The sequence below is a fragment of the Cobetia sp. MM1IDA2H-1 genome (assembly GCF_002916775.2).
Lineage (GTDB): Bacteria > Pseudomonadota > Gammaproteobacteria > Pseudomonadales > Halomonadaceae > Cobetia > Cobetia marina.
Genome location: NZ_CM133225.1, coordinates 1,113,377 through 1,131,901, shown reverse-complemented (window position 1 = coordinate 1,131,901; position 18,525 = coordinate 1,113,377). Strand labels below are relative to the sequence as shown.

Here is an 18,525-nt window from a genome sequence, read left to right as displayed (position 1 = left end):
ACCGTGGGACAAGCGATTCACGCAGGACGATATCCAGCACCAGGGCTCACGACAAGACACCATTGGCCGCCAGGCGCTCACGCACGGTACGGATCAGGCCGCGATTCCAGCGCAACAGCTCATTGAGCGTCGCGAAGTAGGCCTCGCCCCGGGTCGAATAGGCGCCCAGCATCGGGATGAGATCCTCGGCGCGCACCCGCTCGCCGGCATTGCGCAGGCGGGCCCGCAGCTGGCGCATCCTGGCATAACGCGGGTTGGCATTGAGGTTCTGGTAATAGGCCGCCAGCCCCGCCTCCAGACTCTCGAAGCGCTGATATTCACGCCCTGCCCGGCCGGTACCGCAGCCGGAGGTGAAGCAGCGCATGCCGAACAGATTGTTGGCGTTGCGGGCGTGACCGGACGTCCCCCAGCCGGACTCCTCGATGGCCTGTACCATCACCATGTCCAGTGGCAGGGTATCGATGCTCGCCAGCAGGTCGTCCCAGGGAATGCCGATGTCCGCGGCGCTGACGCTGCAGCGCTGCTGCGCCTGCTCGCACAGGGCATTCAATCGCTCCTGCTCACGCTCGCTGTAGTCTCTGCCGGCCTCGCCTGCTCGCCGACGCATCGCCTGCAGCCAGTCACGCTGCTCCGAAAGACGCTGATTCTGGGCCACCACCAGCGGGATCATCAGCTCGAAGAAGGCGACCTTGCGTGGATTGCCGGCAGCAAGGACACGCAGGTCCGGCATCTGATGGGTGGTGTCCCTGACCAGCAGCTCGTCATCCAGGCGTGCCGCCTCGGCGACCGAGCACACGGCCATCACCACCATCAAAAGGCAGAGGCCGGATCGACGTTGCATGCGTGACCTGGCAAAACGGCGCAGGAGTCGCTCGCCGGCGGCCAGCAGGCCACGAGCCATCGCGAGAGGCTGCAGGGACTGACGGCGGTTCGGGAGTCGACAGGAAAGCAGGTAGGTCATGCGCGGCGCTCATGTGATGAGACATGTGATGAGAATGGACACATCCAAGACGCATAATCACTGGCAGCGTATCTCATGAGGCTGCATGAAACCCCAAAAATGCCGTCTGGAGAAGCCCATCTCATCGCCAGCGACACGAAAGACTGACAGGCTGACAGGCACGGTTGCTGAAATACACGATGCCTGAAACGCACGATGCCCCCGCAGCCGGGGCTGCGGGGGCATCACGTCAAGCATGGCCGGTCACGAACGACCTGTCACGACGGGCACTCGAGCCTCCACGTGACGTGTTCGGTCAGTCGTCTCAGGCGCTGAGCATGCCGTTCAGGCGACGCACGTAGGCGGCCGGGTCTTCCAGCGCGCCACCTTCGGCGATGATGGCCTGATCGAGCAGCACGTGAGCGAGGTCGGTGAAGTAGTCGCCGTCGCCGCCTTCCAGACGCGAGACCAGGGCGTGCTCCGGGTTCAGCTCGAGAATCGGCTTCACTTCCGGCAGCGGCTGGCCGGCGGCTTCCATCATCTTGCGCATCTGGTAGCCCATCTCGTGCTCCGGCAGCACCACGCAGGCCGGGGAATCGGTCAGGCGGTGCGTGATACGTACTTCCTGAACGCTATCAGACAGCGCTTCCTTGACACGCTTGACCAGATCTTCCTTGGCCTTGGCAGTCTCTTCCTGGGCCTTCTTCTCTTCCTCGTTCTCGACATCGCCGAGATCGAGATCGCCCTTGGCGACGTCGGCGAAGGACTTGCCGTCGAACTCGGTGAGGTGGCTCATCAGCCACTCATCGATACGGTCGGTCAGCAGCAGAACCTCGATGCCCTTCTTGCGGAAGATCTCGAGATGCGGGCTGGACTTGGCGGCGTTGAAGCTGTCGGCGACAAGATAGTAGATCTTGCTCTGACCTTCCTTCATGCGCTCGACGTACTGGGCCAGCGACTGATCCTGAGTGGCACTGTCGGTATGCGTGGTGGAGAAGCGCAGCAGCTCGGCGATCTTCTCGCGGTTGGCGTAGTCTTCCGCCGGGCCTTCCTTGAGCACGGAGCCGAACTGGTTCCAGAAGGTCTGGTACTGCTCGGGGTCCTTGGCCAGCTTCTTGAGCATGTCCAGGCCACGCTTGGTCAGCGCGGACTTGAGCTTGTCGACCTGCGGGTCCTGCTGCAGCAGCTCACGCGAGACGTTCAAGGACAGGTCATTGGTGTCCAGCACGCCCTTGATGAAGCGCAGGTACAGCGGCAGGAACTGTTCGGCGTCGTCCATGATGAAGACGCGCTGCACGTAGAGTTTCAGGCCACGCGCGGCATCACGCTGGTAGAGGTCGAACGGCGCACGACCCGGCACGAACAGCAGGCTGGTGTACTCGAGCTTGCCCTCGACCTTGTTGTGGCTCCAGCTGAGCGGGTCGGAGAAGTCGTGAGAGACGTGCTTGTAGAAGTTCTTGTACTCCTCGTCGCTGACCTCGGACTTGGAGCGCACCCACAGCGCAGTGGCGGAGTTGGCGGTTTCCCAGTGGATCTGCTCGTTGCCTTCCTCGTCCTTCTCGACACGCTGCATGCGCACCGGCAGTTCGATGTGATCGGAGTACTTGGTGACCAGGTTGCGCAGGCGATGTTCATCGGCGAACTCGAGGGCATCGTCCTTGAGGTGCAGCACGATCTCGGTACCGCGCTCGGCGCGCGCGATGTCCGCCACGCTGAACTCGCCCTCGCCACGGGACTTCCACTCGACACCCTGGTCGGCATCGAGGTCGGCGCGACGGGTGCGCACGGTGATCTCGTCGGCGACGATGAAGCCGGAATAGAAGCCGACACCGAACTGGCCGATCAGACGCGAATCCTTCTGCTGGTCACCTGACAGGTTCTTCATGAACTCGGCGGTGCCGGAGCGCGCGATGGTGCCCAGATTGGCCACCACGTCATCGCGGCTCATGCCGATGCCATTGTCACGCAGGGTAATGGTCTTCGCGTCGGCATCGTGCTCGATCTCGATGCGCAGCTCGCTGTCGTTGCCGTAGAGGGCATCGTTGTCCAGCGCCTGGTAGCGCAGCTTGTCGCAGGCATCCGCGGCGTTGGAGACCAGCTCGCGCAGGAAGATCTCGCGATTGGAGTACAGCGAGTGGATCATGAGGTGAAGCAGCTGCTTCACTTCTGTCTGGAAGCCATGCGTTTCGGTGTGGGTGGCGGTGGTCATCGTGAAGGACCCCTCTATGTCTGTGCCTGATGTGGAAACCGGCGGCAACCTGCGTCACCGCTGCAAGGTGGTGGCGAAGGCTCGCCCGTCATTCTCGGGGACGGGTCGAGTCACGCTCTCGTGGACCAGATATGGGGCAAGGATGAACGATTTCAAGGCACTAGAGGCAGCATATTGCGCTTGGCGTCACGCTGATTCCTTCAGCAGGTTCTGCCAGCAGGTTCCGTCAGGCCAGGCGTGAGACGACAGGGCACCCGCGCGGGGTGCCCTGAGGTGTCGCTGACGAAGGTGGTTGAGGATCAGACCTCTTCATCTCTTGCCAGAGGTTCCAGCACGAAATGCATGCGCGCACTGGCGACCGGCCGTTGACTGGAGTGCTGCCAGGCACTGACGCGCACGTTGGCCATGCGCCGTCCCTCGCGCAGCACCTCACAATCGATGCGCGTGACACTGTCACCCCGCGCCGTGGCCAGATAATCGATGGAGAAATCGATCAACTTGGGCAGACGCGCCTGACGCCCTCCACGGCCATTCAAGCGCAGCACCTCGAGCGTGGCGGCCGTCTCCATCGCGGCCGCCAGCACGCCTCCATGCACGGCGGGCAACATGGGGTTGCCGACGTTCTCGGGCATGGCGGCCATCGCATAGCGAAGCGGGGTGGTCGGCAGCGGGTCATCCTCTGCCAACGAGGAGGGCGCCAGGGAGCACAGGCCCAGCCCGATGGCTCTGGCGTAGGGCAGGCTTGCCAGCAGGTCGGCAAGATCCCCTCGGGTGCGCTGGCCTTCGACGAAACGCCGGGCATGCTGCAGCCCGTTCCCCGGACGGCTGACGAACGGCTGCGACACAGCAGGGAGCGCCTCGTCGTCAGCGGTCTTCTGCGGGTCATCGATGACAGAGCCGGCCGCCCCCGTCGATGGGCGACCCTGCGCGGCGGCCATCAGCGCCTCGCCAAATCCCGGAGGCGTATTGCGCGCCCCCAGGCGAACGAAGTTGCCGATGGCGCGACACAGAAGCTTGCCCGGTTGCTGCCAGATCTGCGCTTCGGTGAAGACCATCGACTCGGTGACACGCAGGACGCGTGCCTCGCCGATCAACGCCATGCCTTCCACCCCGGGACGATAATGATCGAGGCGCAGATCCAGCGTCGGGCAGACTTCCGGACGCTCAAGGCCCGTCAGGACGGCACTGCCGCACAGGGTGTCGGCGAACATCGTCAGCACGCCGCCGTGCACCAGGTGGCGATGCGGGTCCCCCACCAGTGCCGCCTGCCAGGGTAACGTCATGCGCACGGCTGGCGCGGCGACCTCATCGACACTGACCTGCAATCTCGCGGTATGCGGAATGAAGCTCACGAACCCCGTCAGCGCCCTCACCCAGCTGGCGTCATCCAGCCCTCCTCCCGCCGCCGGCACGTCAGCGCGATTGACGGCCAGCCCCAGCAGACTGTGCGGCCCGTCTTCCGTCGCCTCCGACGCCGTCACATCCATAGCGGCATCGCGATCAGCGCGAGGGAGACCAGATAGCCGACGCCCCACAGCAGGGAGCGCAAGAGCGCGATATTCGCCAGATAGCAGCCCCAGTACCCCAGACGCGCCAGCACGAAGATCACCGCCAGAGTGGTGGCGATCGGCGCGCCGGGTGCGACGATGACACTCACCAGCACCCCGGCGGCAAACAGCGGGAATGCCTCGTTGCTGTTCTGATGCGCGGCGAGCGCACGCGCCCCGAAGCCCGTGAGTTCGCGCTGCTGCGCGCGGGGGTCATGGTTGTCATAGCGTCCGGTACGTTGCTGGGCCCAGGCGACGGGCGCCTTGGTCAGCACCAGCATCAGCGCCGCGAACAGCAGACAGGCATAGATCAGCATGCAGGATTTCCTCGAGACTCGTCATGAAAGGCATCGTCCGCCAGGGCGCGTGTGCATGTCACCGGCACGACGCGGTTCAAACTGGTGTTTGATGATCCCTCACGAGCATGACAGGTGATCCCCATCGCCGCCATGCGGCCAATGGGCAGTGCCCTGCCACCGCATGATCCGCCAGCGCCGTCAGGGTGCCGAGGGATCGGAAGGCTCGGGGTCAGGGACCTCGCCGCGCCACAGGCGATAGTCGGCCAGCGCATCATCGAGCTTGCCGAGCAACCAGGTCACGATCACCAGATCATCCAGAATCCCCAGCCCCACCAGCATGTCGGGGATCAGGTCCAGCGGCGAGACCAGATAGAGCAACGCACCTGCGGCCAGTCCCAGCGCCTTCCACGGCACCGGACGATAACGTCCACTGATCACGTCACGGCACAGCGGAACGAGTGTACGCAATGCCGCGCCGGCCTTGCCCAATACGTGTCGGCGACCAAACAGGCGGGTCAACCACATTGCCTTGCCCATGGGAACACTCCTCGTACATTGCCTGTATCGCAGGTATTGCATGTATTGTGACTGTCAGCATCCATCGACACTGTCATTCCTCGTCATCGGCTGCCACGATAGCCCTCAATGGGTGCTATCTCTGCAACCCCTGATACACGACATCGGGGCACTGGGGCGTCTACGCAAGATGCGGGCGACGCCTCAGCCCTCTTCACCTCGTTCATCGCAGGAGTCTCCAGGTGACACTAGGCAAGTTCGTATCCCCACCGGGCCGCGGCGCCCGCGCCATGCGCCGCCTCACATCGTTGCGCCATTTGACAAGCCTGGGTCTGCTGCTGGGCCTCAGCCTGCCGCTGCAAGCGGCCACCCCCAGTGATCAGAGCTTCCGCGCTGCGCTGGAGGATGCCCGAGCCAAGCGCTTCCAGGATATCCAGCAGGTCGCCGTCAACGGCCATGTGCTGGAAGGCTATATCGAATATCACCAGCTCAAGGCACGCCTGCCCTACGCAACGCCGGCGGAAGTCCTGTCCTTCATGGAGCGTCACGCCGATTCCCCCCTGGCGGAGTGGATGCGCGGCCAGGCCATCTCGGCCTACGGGCGCACCGGACGCCATGATGCTTTGCTCGAGGTCAGCGATGGCGTGCCGGCCGGCGCTAGCCGTCAGTGCCATTACTACACGGCACAGCTGAACAATGATTTCGCCAGCGCCTCGCAAGGCGGCCTGAAACTCTGGCATGTCTCGGGCTCGCAGGATTCCGCCTGTGACCCGCTGTTCTCGACGCTGCGCGAACGTGGCGTGATCGATGATCAGGCCGTCTGGGAACGCATGATGCTCGCCTGGGCCGCCGGTCAGGGCAGCATGGTCAGCTACCTGGAACGCCAGCTGTCGGGCAACTGGCAGCAGGCCATCGCCGCACGTGAGCAGCTGGACGGCAACTTTGCCGCCATTACCCGGATTCCGACCGATCTGGGTCACGGTGGGCATGCCTTTGCCGCGCTCAGTGTCGCTGCCATGCATGGCTTCGTGCGCGCGGATACCGAGGCAGCCCTGGAGGCCTGGCGCAAGGTCAGCCCGCACATGCCGCTGAGCGATGAGCAGCGTCATGAGGTCGAGCGTGATCTGGCCTGGTATTCCCTGGTGCGTGACATTCCCAACAACCAGGGCTGGGTGGATGAGCGCCTGGCCATGCTCGATGATGAGGAGCTGTTCGACCTGCGCATGCGCAATGCCATTCGCGATGGCGCCTGGGGCGAGGTACGCGAATGGGTCCTCAAGATGCCGGAACGCTTCAGTGGCGAAGCCCGTTATCAGTACTGGCTGGGCCGTGCGGATGACAGCCTGGGACGCCGGGATGAGGCACGCGCCGCCTGGGCACGCGCCAGTGGCGAACGCAACTTCTATGGTTTCCTCGCCTCGGACCGGATCGGCAAGGCCTATTCGCTCAATCGCGATGACCAGACCTTCGATGATGCGCAACTGGCAGAGATTGCCCGCACCCCGGCCGTCAGGCGTGTCAGGGCGCTGATGGAGATCGATGAGATCGGTCTGGCGCGTTCGGAATGGTTCAATGCCGTGAGTCAGGCCGATGACGCCGGCGCGCGTCGCCTGGCGGCTTACGCCCTCAAGCAGCAGTGGTATGACCTGACCGTGTTCGCGACCATTCGCGGCAAGCTGTGGGATGGCCTGTCCTGGCGCTTCCCGCCCGCCTGGCAGCAGGACTTCCAGCGCTATGGGGCCAACGCCGGCGTGGACCCCTGGATGCTGATGGCACTGGCGCGTCGCGAGAGCGCCTTCAATCCTACCGCCACCTCGCCCGTGGGTGCCCGTGGGCTGATGCAGCTGATGCCGGGCACGGCGGCCAAGGTCAGTCGTGACCTGGGGCTTGCCACGCCCAGCCATGCCGCGCTCGGTGACCCGGACACCAACATCCGCCTCGGCAGCACCTATATCCGCGAGATGCTGGACCGCTACTCCGGCAATCGCCTTGCGGCAGCGGCGGCCTACAACGCAGGCCCGGGCCGCGTGGATCGCTGGCTGGCCGATACCCCGCGCGAATATGACCGCTTCGTCGAGCGCATTCCCTTCAAGGAAACCCGTGAGTACGTCAAGGCAGTACTGGCGTATCGCGTCATCTTCGAGTCGCTGGCCAAGGGCACGAGCGACGGCGTCAGAGTGGTCAGTGAGCGCGAGGTCAATCAGCCCTACACCACCGCGCTGGTGGACCGCCGCTGAAGAGAATCATGCCGAACGTCCAGCGCACGCGCTGACAGACCACTCGTGACGTCACACACGACAACGCCAGCCTCAGGGCTGGCGTTGTCGTCGTGCGTCTCCGCTACGGCTCAATCATCGCGTCGGGCATGGATTCCCGATAGCGGTGGCGTCTGGCCGTCACCCTGTCGGGGAGCTTCCTCATGCTGGGGAGCGTAGCGATTCAGCGCCTCGGCATAGCTCAGCGGACGCCCATCACCGCTGTCGCGCTGACTGCCCTTCCGGTTCTCGTCCTTGCGGGCGAGAGAGGGATTCGCGGGATATGTCGAGGACGGGGTCTCATGGGGTGTCTGGCGAGCCCCATCCGAGTGACGAGCCGAATGGCTGACGCGAGGGCGGCGCCACAGGCGCCAGGCCAGTATCAGCCCCCCTGCCCAGCTGACGCTCCCCAGCAGCCCGTAGGCGATCATGCTCCAGACATTGCCGGGACGATGGCCCGCATTGATGATGATCACCCGCGACAGGTCGATGTCCGGCCAGCGTTCACTCAACAGGGCGCGCTCGTCTCCGGGGAGGTCGGTCTCGGCATGCAGCACGGTACCGAACAGGCCATCCGGGAACTCGATGAGCGGCGGGACGTTCTTCAGGCTCTGGACGGAATCGGTACGCACCAGCACGCCCATGCGCTCGATGCGCGGCCACTCGTCCGAGGGAATGCCATCGATGCCACCGAAGGCGCGTGACAATCCTGCCAGCTCCAGCAGATAGGGGTTCATGTCCGAGATCACCGGGTAATAGAGCGTCTCGATTCGCTGCCCACCTTCGGCAGCCGCATCCAGACGAAAGGTCTCGGCATGTTCGCGATAGACGGCCCAGTGATCGCGTAGCGACACGAACTGATTGACCGGAAGATTGCCCTGTTCGACGGCTTCCAGGTTCAAGGTCTCAGGCCGGGACGTGACACGGCCCACCCAGCGCCCCTCTTCGAAGGCAAACAGCCAGGCCGCCAGCCCCACGAGCAGCAAGACGACGATACCCGCCCCGGCCAGCCGGCGACGCAAGGTGTAGGAAGGACTCATTGGTTAGCATTCCCTGCTTCTGCCAGCCTGACGTGCGGCCGGTCTTGATGTAATGACGACACGAACCATCGTGATCTTCACGACAGCATACCTCATCCACTCACGCGGCCTTTCCACACTTGGCCGGCCACGCGACTGCGGTGAGCGTCCGGACTCAAGGGCCCTTGAGTCGCGAGGACAGACGCTCACTTTCACGGCAGTAGCGCTGACGCAGACGCAGCACCTCAAGTGAGTTGCTCGACAGCGCATCCAGCACATAACGATTGCAGGCGCGTTCCGCACGTTTCTGGGCAGCTTCCAGCGCCTTGCGCGCCTCACGCTGGGCAGGTGTCATCCCGGCATAGGGGTCGCGCAGGGGCTTGTAGGTGGCGGCCGCCTTGCAATACATGGTGCGAGTGTCGAGATGGGCAGCACGCCCCCTCTGCTGCAGGGCGTGACAGGTCTCGACGAACAGACGGCTGGCCATGCGTGAGCAATCACGTTGCTCCGCCGCGCTGCCGGTCTTGCTCAGCCGAGCACACACCGACTCCTCCTGGATACGCCACAACTGATGACGGAAGTCGACGGTGTAGCCGTGATAGAGCACCTGTACCTGCTGGACACGCGAATCATAGACATCGCTGATATCACGAGACTCAAGATGGGTCACGATCTTGAGGAAGGAGGCAAGGGTCAGCGTAGCAGGATCCATGTGGCGTGAGGGATAAGGCGTTCATCCCCGGCTTCTCCGTCGCAGTGAGTGCTCTCGTGCCCGCAAAGGGCCGCGTGCAGATGTCAGACGCCGCCGTCAGCGGCTCAGGGCCAGGCGCGCGCCGAGTGCCACCATCACGGTGCCGGTGATGCCTTCCATCCAGCTGGCGACACGGGGTCGAGCCAGCCAGCGCCCGGCACCGCCCACCATCACCGCCACACCGATCTGCCACAGGTTGGCGATCACGAAGTGGACACCTGCCAGCCACAGCGACTTGAGAATGGCCGGGTCGGTCGGTGCGATGAACTGCGGCAGGAACGCCATGTAGAAGACGACGGTCTTGGGGTTGAGCACGTTGGAGAGGAAGCCTTCGCGCAACGGTTGCCAGAGAGAGACTCGCTGACGCGCGACATCGGCCTGGATATCCAGCCCGCGAGTGCGGCGCGCACTGAGCAGACTCTTGATCCCCAGCCATACGAGATAGGCAGCACCGACCAGCTTGAGTGCCGAGAAGGCCCAGGCGGATTGCAGAAGAATCAGCGAGATCCCCGCCGACGACACCAGGGCATGCACGAAGAGTCCAGCACAGATGGCAACACTGGTGAGCACCCCGTCGCGCAGGCCGCCACGCAGGGTGTTGCGAATCACCAGCAGGGTGTCCACTCCGGGGGTCACGGTGAGCAGCGTGATGGCCACCACGAATGACCAGAACGCGGTATCGAACTGAATGAAGTCAAACATGCCGCATATCCTTGTGACGGACTTCTCCACGCCCTGCGGCATGAACGGATGTCCAGTCTAAGCGAGGGATGCGAGCCTGAAAAGTCATCGCTGACAACCTTCAGACCGCCAGCCCATCCTCGTCGCTCAACTGCCGCCCTCGCCCCCTCTTCGGCGTGATCCCTTCCACTGAGACTCACTCATGCCTTCGAGGGAGCCGCCCCGGGCGCCGAGGCGCCCCAGGGGCAGCGCCTTCAACCGACCAGCCACAATCCCGCCACCACATCGGCAAGCAGCACCGCCAATGCCAGCAGAATGACGACGCCATCCTCACCGATCAGCCCCAGCCCGAGCAGCAACAGCGTCGCGGCGGGCAGTGCCGAGGCAAACGGCACCAGCTCCAGCGGCACCATGGTGGCCGCCAGCAGAATGGCCAGTGCAGCGATCAGACGATAGGCGATGCCACGTGTCATGAAACCGAGCCGCGGCTTGAGCAATCGGTCGATGCGCCGTGTCCAGGTACGCGCTCGCTGCACGCCATGGGTGAGGCGCTCATGCTCGAAACTGAAGCTGGCCAGCCGTCTGGGCAACCAGGGAGTGCGATGGCCCAGCAACAGCTGGAAGGCGATCAGCCCGATGAACAGCGCACAGGTGGTCGGCACGCCCGGAATGGCCCCGGTCGGCAGCAGAACCAGCAGCGCCGGCAACACCAGCAAGGGGCCGAAGCCGCGTGAATTGAAATGTTCCAGTATGGCACCCAGCGAGATGTCGCCTTCTATCTCGCGGTCCAGCTCTTCCAGCAATGCGGTGAGACCGCTGTCCTTGGCGTGTTCGCTCATGAGATATCCGTGGTGAGACGTGACAGGGAAGAAAGAGCAGACACATGGCAATACCGATGTCGGTCAGTCCTGCTGTCGGCAAGCGGATCGCCTGCCATCAGCCGACCAGACGTTCACCGAGCATGCCGATCATGAATCCCAGCGTGGCCCCCAGCGGTGGAGACCAGTGATGCACCACTCGCGCCTGGGGGGCGATGTCCTGAAAGATCAGATACAGGATGCCTCCCGCCGCGAAGGCCATCAGCCCGCCCAGCAGCCGGGGGGCATCCGCCAACCACAGATGGCCGGAGAAGGCCGCCAGCGGACCGAGCAATGACAGCAGCAGGAAGGCGCCCAGTCCCTGTCGCGCGGTGAGGCCAGCGCCTTCCAGCTCCCGATAGGCATTGAAACCTTCTGGCAGGTTCTGCACGGCGATGAACAGCGCCATCAGCATGGCCGCCGCAGGTGAGGCGGATGCCAGGGCCCCGAGAGCGATCGCCTCGGGGATGAAGTCCATCAACATCGCCAGCAGCTGTCCCCTGGCGTCGCCGCTGCGGGCCAGCCAGCGATCCAGCTGCATGAAGACGAGCGCCCCGAGCAGAAACAGCCCGAGCAGAGGCAGGACGGACAGGGATTCCATGGCGCGAGGCACCAGCACCAACGCGACCGCTGCCAGCAGGATGCCTCCCCCCAGCGCCGTGATGCCAGCCAACCAGCTGCGCTTGACGTGGGTTTCGTGGCTACGCTCCAGTTGCGCGATCACCCCACCCAGCGGGATGCACAACCCGGCCGCCCAGGCCATTGCCAACATTTCCCAGGGGAGGTCTGCCATCATGCTGCCGGGCGGCCACCAGGGGCCGGACGTTCACCCAGCACGCGCATCAGCAGGCTGGTACCGAGCCCCCAGGCACCATTGAGAATCAGCCCGCCGATGATCATCATCGGCACCACGGCGATGCCCTTGAGCGGGAAGACGACCAGCATGGCCACTGCCGTCGGACCGACGGCACCGAATGCCAGACTGATCAGCCAGTGGCTCATGCCGGTGCTGCGGCGTACCAGCGCCCATAGCGGCAGTCCCCATAGCCCGCCCCAGAAGGCCAGCGAGAGCACTGACGGAACGCCCAGCGGCCCGGCAGGGGTCATGTTGTAGGGCGCCTTGGGCAGGATATCGGCCAGATAGAAGAGCCCGAACAGCCCCTGATGGAAGATCAGGGTCGCCAGAAAAGCCGCCACGAAAGCCTTGAGCCAGATCATGTGAACATCCTTGTGATTGAGGCCGCCTGCACTGAAGGTCGGCGGCGTCCGGACAGTCCCGGAGCTACCTCCCGGGACCGATGCGGCACTGACGCTTGCCGAAGGTGGATCAGCGGGCCTGTTCCTGGGAGATCTGCTCGTTGAGCGTCCAGAAATCATAGAGCACGCCGATGAAGAACAGCCCACCGGTACACAGATAGATCAGCCCGGTCAGCCACTTGCCCATGTACATGCGATGGACGCCGAATACGCCCAGGAAGGTGAGCAGAATCCAGCTCAGCGAATAGTTGATTGGCCCTTCACGAAAGCGGAAATCCGCCTCGCGGTCCATGGCGGGAATCAGGAACAGGTCGATCAGCCAGCCGATCCCCAGCAGGCCGAAGGTGAACAGCCAGATGGTGCCGGTGACCGGTTTGCCATAGTAGAAACGATGGGCGCCGAGGAAACCGAAGATCCACAGCAGGTAGCCCATGGTCTTGGAGTGCGTGTCCTGTACGACGGGCGATGCGGTCATCTGTAAAGCCTTAGCCGTGAAACGGCAGATCATGATTGCGAATACAGTCAATGCGGTCTTGGCGGGCGGGAATCAAGCCTCTCGTGCCCGCAAGCCTCGTCCAGACGCGACAACGCCACCCACGCAGCCGCGCGGGTGGCGTTGAAGCCTGTCGTGTCGTCACCGAAGCCTAGATCACGCCCAGTTCGCGCAGACGTTCCTTGAGATAGGAATCCGCGGTGTGCTTGTCAGACAGCACCACTTGTGGACGCGGATGCAGGAACAGCGGCAGGGACAGACGCGACTGACTGCACCCTTCCCCGGTCGGATTGATCACGCGATGCGTGGTGGACGGGAAATAGCCGCCACTGGCTTCCTGGAGCATGTCGCCGACATTGATGACCAGCTGACCCGGATCACAGGGCACGTCCATCCATTCACCATCGACATCCATCACCTGCAGCCCCGGCTCATTGGCGGCAGGCAGCACGGTCAGCAGGTTGATGTCCTCATGGGCAGCGGCACGCACGGCACCCGGCTCTTCCGAACCGGTCATCGGCGGATAGTGCAGGACGCGCAAGAGCGTCTGCCCACTGTCCTTGATCATGTTGGAGAGCGGCTCACGATAGAGCTCGGCCACTTCAGCGGGCGAATGCGCTTCCACCCAGCTCAGGAGCTCCGCGGCGAAGGCTTCTGCCTGACGGTAGTACTCCATGGCATTCTCGCGCAGGCTGTCCGGAATCTTTCCCCACGGATAGATGTGGTAGTACTCCTTGAGGTCCCGCGCCGTATGCCCCTTGGCGGTCTCGGAGACATCCGCCGGGAAGAGACCATCCTGGGTCTTCGGGTCGTAGCGCCACTCCAGCTTGTCGGCACTCGCGAAGAATTCCGCCCATTCAGCGTAGATCTTCTCGACCAATTCATGAGAAATCGGATGATTGCGAATCACGCCGAAGCCTGTCGTGCGCAGGGATTCGACAAATTTTTCGGCAGCATCGGCCGAGCGGTAATCTACGTTCTGGACCTTCATGGCATTTCCATCTATGTTGGCTCTGTGTACGCATCCTACTTGAGCAGGCAGACGTCGCCAATACGACGACTGACTATTCGGTCAAGATGCGAACATGTGCAGTTTCTACTGCAGGCGTAGGTCAAGCAGGAAAGGATGTCGTCGCAGGACGTAACGCGTCTCTCTGGTGGAATTCCCCCTAGCCGCACCAACGCAATCCGGTCTGATGGGCAGACCACCAACATCATCACGTAAGCAAGGAAAGAATCATGGCAACTGGCACAGTCAAGTGGTTTAACGACACCAAAGGTTTCGGCTTCATTTCTCCGGACGACGGCGGCGACGACCTGTTCGCGCACTTCTCTGAAATTCAGGCAGAAGGCTTCAAGTCCCTGCAGGACGGCCAGAAGGTTTCCTTCGACGTCACCCAGGGCAAGAAAGGCCTTCAGGCCGCAAACATCAAGCCGGTCTGATCACCTGATCACTCCGGTCAGTCCACCCTCACCGGTGGCCTGATGATGGCAAGACACAGAAACGCCCGCCTATTGGCGGGCGTTTCTGTGTCCGCTGCCTCCGCCAGAGCGATGGCACTACATCGCTTCAGGACGGCATGAGAGCAAGACGCACAACGCCGCAGCACGGGGCCGCGGCGTTGCAGGCAGGACATTCACTCACATGAGTGATGGCATTGCCTCAAACGATCACTGCTGAGCGTCATCAACGGATTCGTTGGCCGCCTTCTGAGCTTCATTGATCTCGGCGTTGGCTTCTGCCGCAGCGTCATCACCCTGCTGTTCAGCGGAGTTGGTCAGTTCAGCAGCCTGCTCCTTGGTGGAGTCGTAGGCGTTCTTGGCAGCATCGGCGGTGGCGTCAGCGGCATCGTTCACACCCTGCTTGGCGGACTCGTAAGTCTCGCTGGCGGCGTTCTTGGTCGCATCGAGGGCATCATCGCTCTCGGCGGCAGCTTCGTCACCCATGGCGTCAGCGGACTGCGCTGCGTCATCGGCCATGTTGTCAGCCTTGTCAGCCGCGTCGTCCATTTCAGCAGCAGCTTCATCTGCAGCCTGGTCCATCTCGGCAGCAGCGGCTTCAGCAGCCTGATCGGCACTCTGCTCAGCCTGCTCTGCGCTTTGCTCTGCAGACGTCTCGGCTTGCTGGGCGGCCTTGTCGGTATCGCCATTGTCACAGCCGGCGATGGCCAGGGACAGGCCAGCGGCCAGTGCGGGAATCATCCATTGCTTGAGCTTCATCGTCTTCTCCTTGATAGGTGGGGAGTCATCAGCCCCTTGTTTCCTGCGCAAAGCATTGCAACAAAGGTCGAGTATTCATGCAAGCGAAAGCGTGTTCAAACGCTTGGATGACTTCAACATGGTGCTCGCTTGGCAGCTTTTCAAGCAAATCGCCCTTTCAGTAGCATGAAAATGTTAACGAACACCATTTCTTTTCTCTGACGACTCTCTGATCACTCTCCGATATCTTCGTTCCATACTTCCGGCTGTTCACGGATGAATGTCTCCATCAGCTCCCGACAACGCGCATTGTCCACGACATCCACCTTGACGCCTTGAGCGCGCAGATGGTCTTCCGCACCCATGAAGGTCCTGTTCTCCCCCACGACGACATGGGGAATCCCGTAGAGCTGGATGGCGCCACTGCACATCGGGCACGGTGACAAGGTAGTGTAGAGCACGCACTCGCGATAGACCTTCGCCGGCAGACGTCCGGCATTCTCCAGCGCATCCATCTCACCGTGCAGTACCGTGCTGCCCTTCTGCTGACGCTGGTTGTGGCCACGCCCGATGATCTTGCCATCGTGGACCAGTACCGAGCCGATCGGTACGCCACCTGCGGCATGGCCTTTCTCGGCCTCCTCGATGGCCGCTTGCAGGAAACCTTCGTGATCCTGAGTCTGCGCTGACATGGTCTTGCTCCTGAATATTCAGTAAGGGGGTTCAGTCATGAAACATCGGCGATGACGACATGGGGAGGCCACCCTGCAGGCACGCCCCTGTGAGCGAACCTGGCGTGAACGACGAGCATCACCCGAGTCCCGCTTCCCCTGTCATCATCTGACGGGCTCGTCTCAGCCCTTCATTGCCGGCATTGGTAGGCTCACCGACTTCATTGGCAAGCTCGCGGAAGCTGCCCATCGCACCGAGCAGCGCCGAGGCTTCATAGGGGATGAAGACTCGATCACCGTCACGGGCCATGTCCGGCAGCATCTGCAGGTATTTCTGTCCCAGCATGTAGCCCACCACCAGCTGCGGATCTTCCGCCCCGATGGCATCACGCAGCTGGTAGATGGCCTGGCGCTCACCTTCGGCACGCAGGATGGAGGCCTGCTTGTCGCCCTCGGCGCGCAACACCGCGGACTGTTTCTCACCTTCCGCCGTGGCGATGGCCGCCTCGCGCTGACCATTGGCCTCGGTGACGGTGGCACGACGCCGGCGCTCGGCCGCCATCTGCAGACGCATCGCATCCTCGACTTCATCGGGCATGCTGATGTCCTGGATCTCGACTCGGGTGACCTTGACGCCCCACTTGTCACCGACCTCATCCATGGTGACCTGCAAGGCATCATTCACTTCCTTGCGACTCTCGAACAGCTTGTCGAGCTCCATTCGTCCGATCTCGGAACGCAGGCTGGTCTTGGCGAGCACCTCGATGGCCTGGGTGAAGTTCTCCACTTCATAGACCGCGCGCTTGGGGTCGACGATCTGGAAATAGAGAGCGCCATTGACGGTCACCGTCACGTTGTCCGTCGTCACCACGCTCTGCCCCGGAAAGTCCATCACCGTCTCACGACGGTCGATGCGCGTCTCCTCGACCACCAGCGGCAGGTTGTCGCCCTTGATCTGGCGATAGCGGCGAATGGTAATCGAGCGCGGCTTGTCGATGAAAGGCACGACCAGATTGATACCGGATTCCAGAGTACGGCTGTAGCTGCCGAGCCGTTCTATCACGACGGCTTCGGACTGCTGGACGATCATCAATCCCTTGGCCAGCAGAATGACGACAAGCGCCACGATGAAGAGAATGATGATGAGACCCGGACTGATGATCATGTTGCTCAACTCCCTTGAACTGGGCAGCTTCCTGCCGCCCGAATGAATGGTGATATCACCACTTGCCCGACCGCCAGGACGGCGAGGCGGACCTTGAGACAGATTACTCGACGCGCTCCACGCAGAGCGTGATGCCTTCGACGCTGAGGATCCTGACCGTGTCCCCCGCTGCCGGCTTCGTCTCCCCCTCCCAGCGTAGCGGATACTCATTGCCTGACACGCGCACGGCAAGTTTGCCGCCGTTGCCGATGATCACCTTGGCCAGCTGCCCGGTCTCCGCGCCACTGCCCAGGGTACCGTAGGGCGTCTTGGGCAACAGATAGGGATGGATCTTGCGGACGAACAACGGCACGACCACCAGCGCCGTGATCGCCACGCTGATCAGCTGGACGTTGAGCCCCGCCCCGAGAACGGATGCCAGAGCGCCACTCAGCGCACTGACCCCCAACGCCAGCAGCACGAATTGCGCCCCCAACAACTCAAGCCCCGCCAGAATCAACCCGAGAATGACCCAGAGATGCCACGCTGCCACACCTGTCATGCCATCGTTCTCCCAAGCGTTTCTCTCGTCCATTGCGGCCAAGAGACTGAAGAAATCTCGTGCTGAAAATGCCACGAGCGCAGCCCGAGTAAACCTCAGACTGCGCTCGTGTACCAGACTGGCATCGATGATGAGAGGAGCGCTAGCGCTTCGCCTGCAACAGCTCGGTATCCGCCGGCACCACCAGTTGCAAAGCCTGTGGCGCGATACTGAACTCGCTGTCCTCGATCAGATGACTCTCGCCGTCCAGATTGACCGGCAGCGGCTCCCCTCGATAGCGCAGCGTATCGGTACGCACATAACGCACGAAATGACCGTTCTCAGGCAGGGATTCCAACTCTTCCACCACCTCACCGATGCGCGCGATGGGGAAATCACGAATCACCAGCACATCGAAACCGGCATCATCGAGCAAGGCCCGTGGCGCCAGCTCCTGCCCGCCACCGGCCTGCCGACCATTGCCGATGGCCAGCACGAACAGCGCAAGCTCTTCCTCGACCCCATCGAGCGTGAGACGTCCTCGATAGGGACGGAAATCCCACGCCTTGAGCACGCCCATCAGCGAATAGGCCCCACCCCCGAACAGCTTCTTGAGTCCGGCCGGGGTCGAGCGGGTCACCTCCGCTCCGAAACCGGCCGAGGCGACATTGAGGAAGTAGGCATCATCGAGCTGCACCAGATCCACCGCTCGTGATTGCCCTTCACAGGCCAGTGCCAGAGCCTCGGAGATACCGGGCGGTATCCCGAGCGAGGTCGCCAGGTCATTGGCCGTCCCCAGCGGAAGAATGGCCAGTTCCGGACGTTGAGCCCGTGGATGCGTCATCAGCGCATTGGCCAGCAGGTTGAGCGTGCCATCCCCGCCCCCGGCAATCAGGCGTGTGACGCCTTCCGCGATCGCTTCATCCACCAACCTCGCGACATCCTGTGCTTCGAAGGTCAGACGTATCTCCAACCCCTGGGTGCGCTCACGCTGGGCGAACAAGGCATCACGCAGCTCAGGCTGCTGTGCCTTCTCACCGTTGAGTATCACGCGCACACGCGCCGCTGATTCCATGTGGTGTCTCCTTGGCGACATGCGGATCGAGCGACAAGCATACTCCCGTCAGGCCTCAGGAATGAACCACC

General features: G+C 62.8%; 20 protein-coding genes. 2 read left to right on the top strand and 18 right to left on the bottom strand.

Translation table 11 applies throughout. The features are described 5' to 3' along the window. Positions 1-46: 46 nt before the first annotated feature. From BOH68_RS04870 to BOH68_RS04850, 5 genes are all read right to left on the bottom strand, one after another. Positions 47-961 carry a glucosaminidase domain-containing protein gene (locus BOH68_RS04870; RefSeq protein ID WP_077372321.1) on the bottom strand — a complete coding sequence of 305 codons (915 nt, stop codon included), beginning with the start codon at positions 959-961 and terminating at the stop codon, positions 47-49. Between the two features lie 304 nt (positions 962-1,265). Further along, complete coding sequence (htpG, locus tag BOH68_RS04865; RefSeq protein WP_077372318.1) at positions 1,266-3,149, bottom strand: molecular chaperone HtpG; 1,884 nt, start codon at positions 3,147-3,149, stop codon at positions 1,266-1,268. A 299-nt stretch (positions 3,150-3,448) separates the two neighbouring features. Then, complete coding sequence (locus tag BOH68_RS04860; protein ID WP_258038159.1) at positions 3,449-4,636, bottom strand: PaaI family thioesterase; 1,188 nt, start codon at positions 4,634-4,636, stop codon at positions 3,449-3,451. Continuing rightward, positions 4,627-5,013, bottom strand: coding sequence for an MAPEG family protein (locus BOH68_RS04855; protein ID WP_077372316.1), 387 nt, complete (start codon positions 5,011-5,013; stop codon positions 4,627-4,629). The genes BOH68_RS04860 and BOH68_RS04855 overlap by 10 nt, the downstream gene beginning before the upstream one ends. Positions 5,014-5,193: 180 nt before the next feature. Continuing rightward, positions 5,194-5,532, bottom strand: coding sequence for a YkvA family protein (locus BOH68_RS04850; RefSeq protein WP_077372313.1), 339 nt, complete (start codon positions 5,530-5,532; stop codon positions 5,194-5,196). A gap of 221 nt (positions 5,533-5,753) precedes the next feature. Between BOH68_RS04850 and BOH68_RS04845 the strand changes: the two genes are divergently transcribed. Beyond that, positions 5,754-7,748: a transglycosylase SLT domain-containing protein gene (locus BOH68_RS04845; protein WP_258038158.1), complete on the top strand. Its 1,995-nt coding sequence runs from the start codon at positions 5,754-5,756 to the stop codon at positions 7,746-7,748. Between the two features lie 110 nt (positions 7,749-7,858). Here the strand turns inward: BOH68_RS04845 and BOH68_RS04840 are convergent, their stop codons facing one another. From BOH68_RS04840 to BOH68_RS04805, 8 genes are all read right to left on the bottom strand, one after another. Further along, positions 7,859-8,806 carry a hypothetical protein gene (locus BOH68_RS04840; protein ID WP_077372310.1) on the bottom strand — a complete coding sequence of 316 codons (948 nt, stop codon included), beginning with the start codon at positions 8,804-8,806 and terminating at the stop codon, positions 7,859-7,861. 154 nt (positions 8,807-8,960) lie between these two features. Next, entirely contained in the window at positions 8,961-9,497 is a 537-nt protein-coding gene (locus tag BOH68_RS04835; RefSeq protein WP_077372307.1) for a hypothetical protein, read from the bottom strand. A 96-nt stretch (positions 9,498-9,593) separates the two neighbouring features. After that, positions 9,594-10,238, bottom strand: coding sequence for a LysE family translocator (locus BOH68_RS04830; RefSeq protein ID WP_077372304.1), 645 nt, complete (start codon positions 10,236-10,238; stop codon positions 9,594-9,596). A 233-nt stretch (positions 10,239-10,471) separates the two neighbouring features. Continuing rightward, entirely contained in the window at positions 10,472-11,056 is a 585-nt protein-coding gene (locus tag BOH68_RS04825; protein WP_077372301.1) for an exopolysaccharide biosynthesis protein, read from the bottom strand. 97 nt (positions 11,057-11,153) lie between these two features. Beyond that, positions 11,154-11,867: a ZIP family metal transporter gene (locus BOH68_RS04820; RefSeq protein WP_077373170.1), complete on the bottom strand. Its 714-nt coding sequence runs from the start codon at positions 11,865-11,867 to the stop codon at positions 11,154-11,156. Next, the gene (locus BOH68_RS04815) at positions 11,867-12,292 is read right to left on the bottom strand and encodes a hypothetical protein (RefSeq protein WP_077372298.1); all 426 of its coding nucleotides are present in this window, start codon (positions 12,290-12,292) and stop codon (positions 11,867-11,869) included. Before BOH68_RS04815 ends, BOH68_RS04820 begins: the two co-directional genes overlap by 1 nt. A gap of 109 nt (positions 12,293-12,401) precedes the next feature. Continuing rightward, complete coding sequence (locus BOH68_RS04810; protein ID WP_077372295.1) at positions 12,402-12,806, bottom strand: NINE protein; 405 nt, start codon at positions 12,804-12,806, stop codon at positions 12,402-12,404. Between the two features lie 169 nt (positions 12,807-12,975). Then, entirely contained in the window at positions 12,976-13,815 is an 840-nt protein-coding gene (locus tag BOH68_RS04805) for an isopenicillin N synthase family dioxygenase (protein WP_077372292.1), read from the bottom strand. 248 nt (positions 13,816-14,063) lie between these two features. On the opposite strand from BOH68_RS04805, the gene BOH68_RS04800 reads away from it, so the two are divergent. After that, positions 14,064-14,267, top strand: a complete 204-nt coding sequence (locus tag BOH68_RS04800; protein ID WP_043335501.1) for a cold-shock protein — start codon at positions 14,064-14,066, stop codon at positions 14,265-14,267. 228 nt (positions 14,268-14,495) lie between these two features. Here BOH68_RS04800 and BOH68_RS04795 read toward each other — a convergent pair whose 3' ends face one another. The 5 genes from BOH68_RS04795 to yegS form a co-directional block, all read right to left on the bottom strand. Then, positions 14,496-15,044, bottom strand: a complete 549-nt coding sequence (locus tag BOH68_RS04795; protein WP_065392582.1) for a hypothetical protein — start codon at positions 15,042-15,044, stop codon at positions 14,496-14,498. A gap of 212 nt (positions 15,045-15,256) precedes the next feature. Further along, positions 15,257-15,715 (bottom strand): nucleoside deaminase, encoded by a 459-nt coding sequence (locus BOH68_RS04790; RefSeq protein ID WP_077372290.1) that lies wholly within the window; start codon positions 15,713-15,715, stop codon positions 15,257-15,259. A 118-nt stretch (positions 15,716-15,833) separates the two neighbouring features. Next, positions 15,834-16,859 carry an SPFH domain-containing protein gene (locus BOH68_RS04785; RefSeq protein WP_077372286.1) on the bottom strand — a complete coding sequence of 342 codons (1,026 nt, stop codon included), beginning with the start codon at positions 16,857-16,859 and terminating at the stop codon, positions 15,834-15,836. A 103-nt stretch (positions 16,860-16,962) separates the two neighbouring features. Beyond that, on the bottom strand, positions 16,963-17,400 hold the full coding sequence (locus BOH68_RS04780; RefSeq protein ID WP_141392150.1) for an NfeD family protein: 438 nt from the start codon (positions 17,398-17,400) through the stop codon (positions 16,963-16,965). A 142-nt stretch (positions 17,401-17,542) separates the two neighbouring features. Continuing rightward, positions 17,543-18,454, bottom strand: coding sequence for a lipid kinase YegS (yegS, locus tag BOH68_RS04775; RefSeq protein WP_077372280.1), 912 nt, complete (start codon positions 18,452-18,454; stop codon positions 17,543-17,545). Between the last annotated feature and the right edge of the window lie 71 nt (positions 18,455-18,525).

What these genes read in the sequence shown, in the direction of transcription:
- BOH68_RS04870 (WP_077372321.1), bottom strand. Translation starts at nt 961, where the DNA reads ATGACCTACCTGCTTTCCTGTCGACTCCCGAACCGCCGTCAGTCCCTG.
- htpG (WP_077372318.1), bottom strand. Translation starts at nt 3,149, where the DNA reads ATGACCACCGCCACCCACACCGAAACGCATGGCTTCCAGACAGAAGTG.
- BOH68_RS04860 (WP_258038159.1), bottom strand. Translation starts at nt 4,636, where the DNA reads ATGGATGTGACGGCGTCGGAGGCGACGGAAGACGGGCCGCACAGTCTG.
- BOH68_RS04855 (WP_077372316.1), bottom strand. Translation starts at nt 5,013, where the DNA reads ATGCTGATCTATGCCTGTCTGCTGTTCGCGGCGCTGATGCTGGTGCTG.
- BOH68_RS04850 (WP_077372313.1), bottom strand. Translation starts at nt 5,532, where the DNA reads ATGGGCAAGGCAATGTGGTTGACCCGCCTGTTTGGTCGCCGACACGTA.
- BOH68_RS04840 (WP_077372310.1), bottom strand. Translation starts at nt 8,806, where the DNA reads ATGAGTCCTTCCTACACCTTGCGTCGCCGGCTGGCCGGGGCGGGTATC.
- BOH68_RS04835 (WP_077372307.1), bottom strand. Translation starts at nt 9,497, where the DNA reads ATGGATCCTGCTACGCTGACCCTTGCCTCCTTCCTCAAGATCGTGACC.
- BOH68_RS04830 (WP_077372304.1), bottom strand. Translation starts at nt 10,238, where the DNA reads ATGTTTGACTTCATTCAGTTCGATACCGCGTTCTGGTCATTCGTGGTG.
- BOH68_RS04825 (WP_077372301.1), bottom strand. Translation starts at nt 11,056, where the DNA reads ATGAGCGAACACGCCAAGGACAGCGGTCTCACCGCATTGCTGGAAGAG.
- BOH68_RS04820 (WP_077373170.1), bottom strand. Translation starts at nt 11,867, where the DNA reads ATGGCAGACCTCCCCTGGGAAATGTTGGCAATGGCCTGGGCGGCCGGG.
- BOH68_RS04815 (WP_077372298.1), bottom strand. Translation starts at nt 12,292, where the DNA reads ATGATCTGGCTCAAGGCTTTCGTGGCGGCTTTTCTGGCGACCCTGATC.
- BOH68_RS04810 (WP_077372295.1), bottom strand. Translation starts at nt 12,806, where the DNA reads ATGACCGCATCGCCCGTCGTACAGGACACGCACTCCAAGACCATGGGC.
- BOH68_RS04805 (WP_077372292.1), bottom strand. Translation starts at nt 13,815, where the DNA reads ATGAAGGTCCAGAACGTAGATTACCGCTCGGCCGATGCTGCCGAAAAA.
- BOH68_RS04800 (WP_043335501.1), top strand. Translation starts at nt 14,064, where the DNA reads ATGGCAACTGGCACAGTCAAGTGGTTTAACGACACCAAAGGTTTCGGC.
- BOH68_RS04795 (WP_065392582.1), bottom strand. Translation starts at nt 15,044, where the DNA reads ATGAAGCTCAAGCAATGGATGATTCCCGCACTGGCCGCTGGCCTGTCC.
- BOH68_RS04790 (WP_077372290.1), bottom strand. Translation starts at nt 15,715, where the DNA reads ATGTCAGCGCAGACTCAGGATCACGAAGGTTTCCTGCAAGCGGCCATC.
- BOH68_RS04785 (WP_077372286.1), bottom strand. Translation starts at nt 16,859, where the DNA reads ATGATCATCAGTCCGGGTCTCATCATCATTCTCTTCATCGTGGCGCTT.
- BOH68_RS04780 (WP_141392150.1), bottom strand. Translation starts at nt 17,400, where the DNA reads ATGACAGGTGTGGCAGCGTGGCATCTCTGGGTCATTCTCGGGTTGATT.
- yegS (WP_077372280.1), bottom strand. Translation starts at nt 18,454, where the DNA reads ATGGAATCAGCGGCGCGTGTGCGCGTGATACTCAACGGTGAGAAGGCA.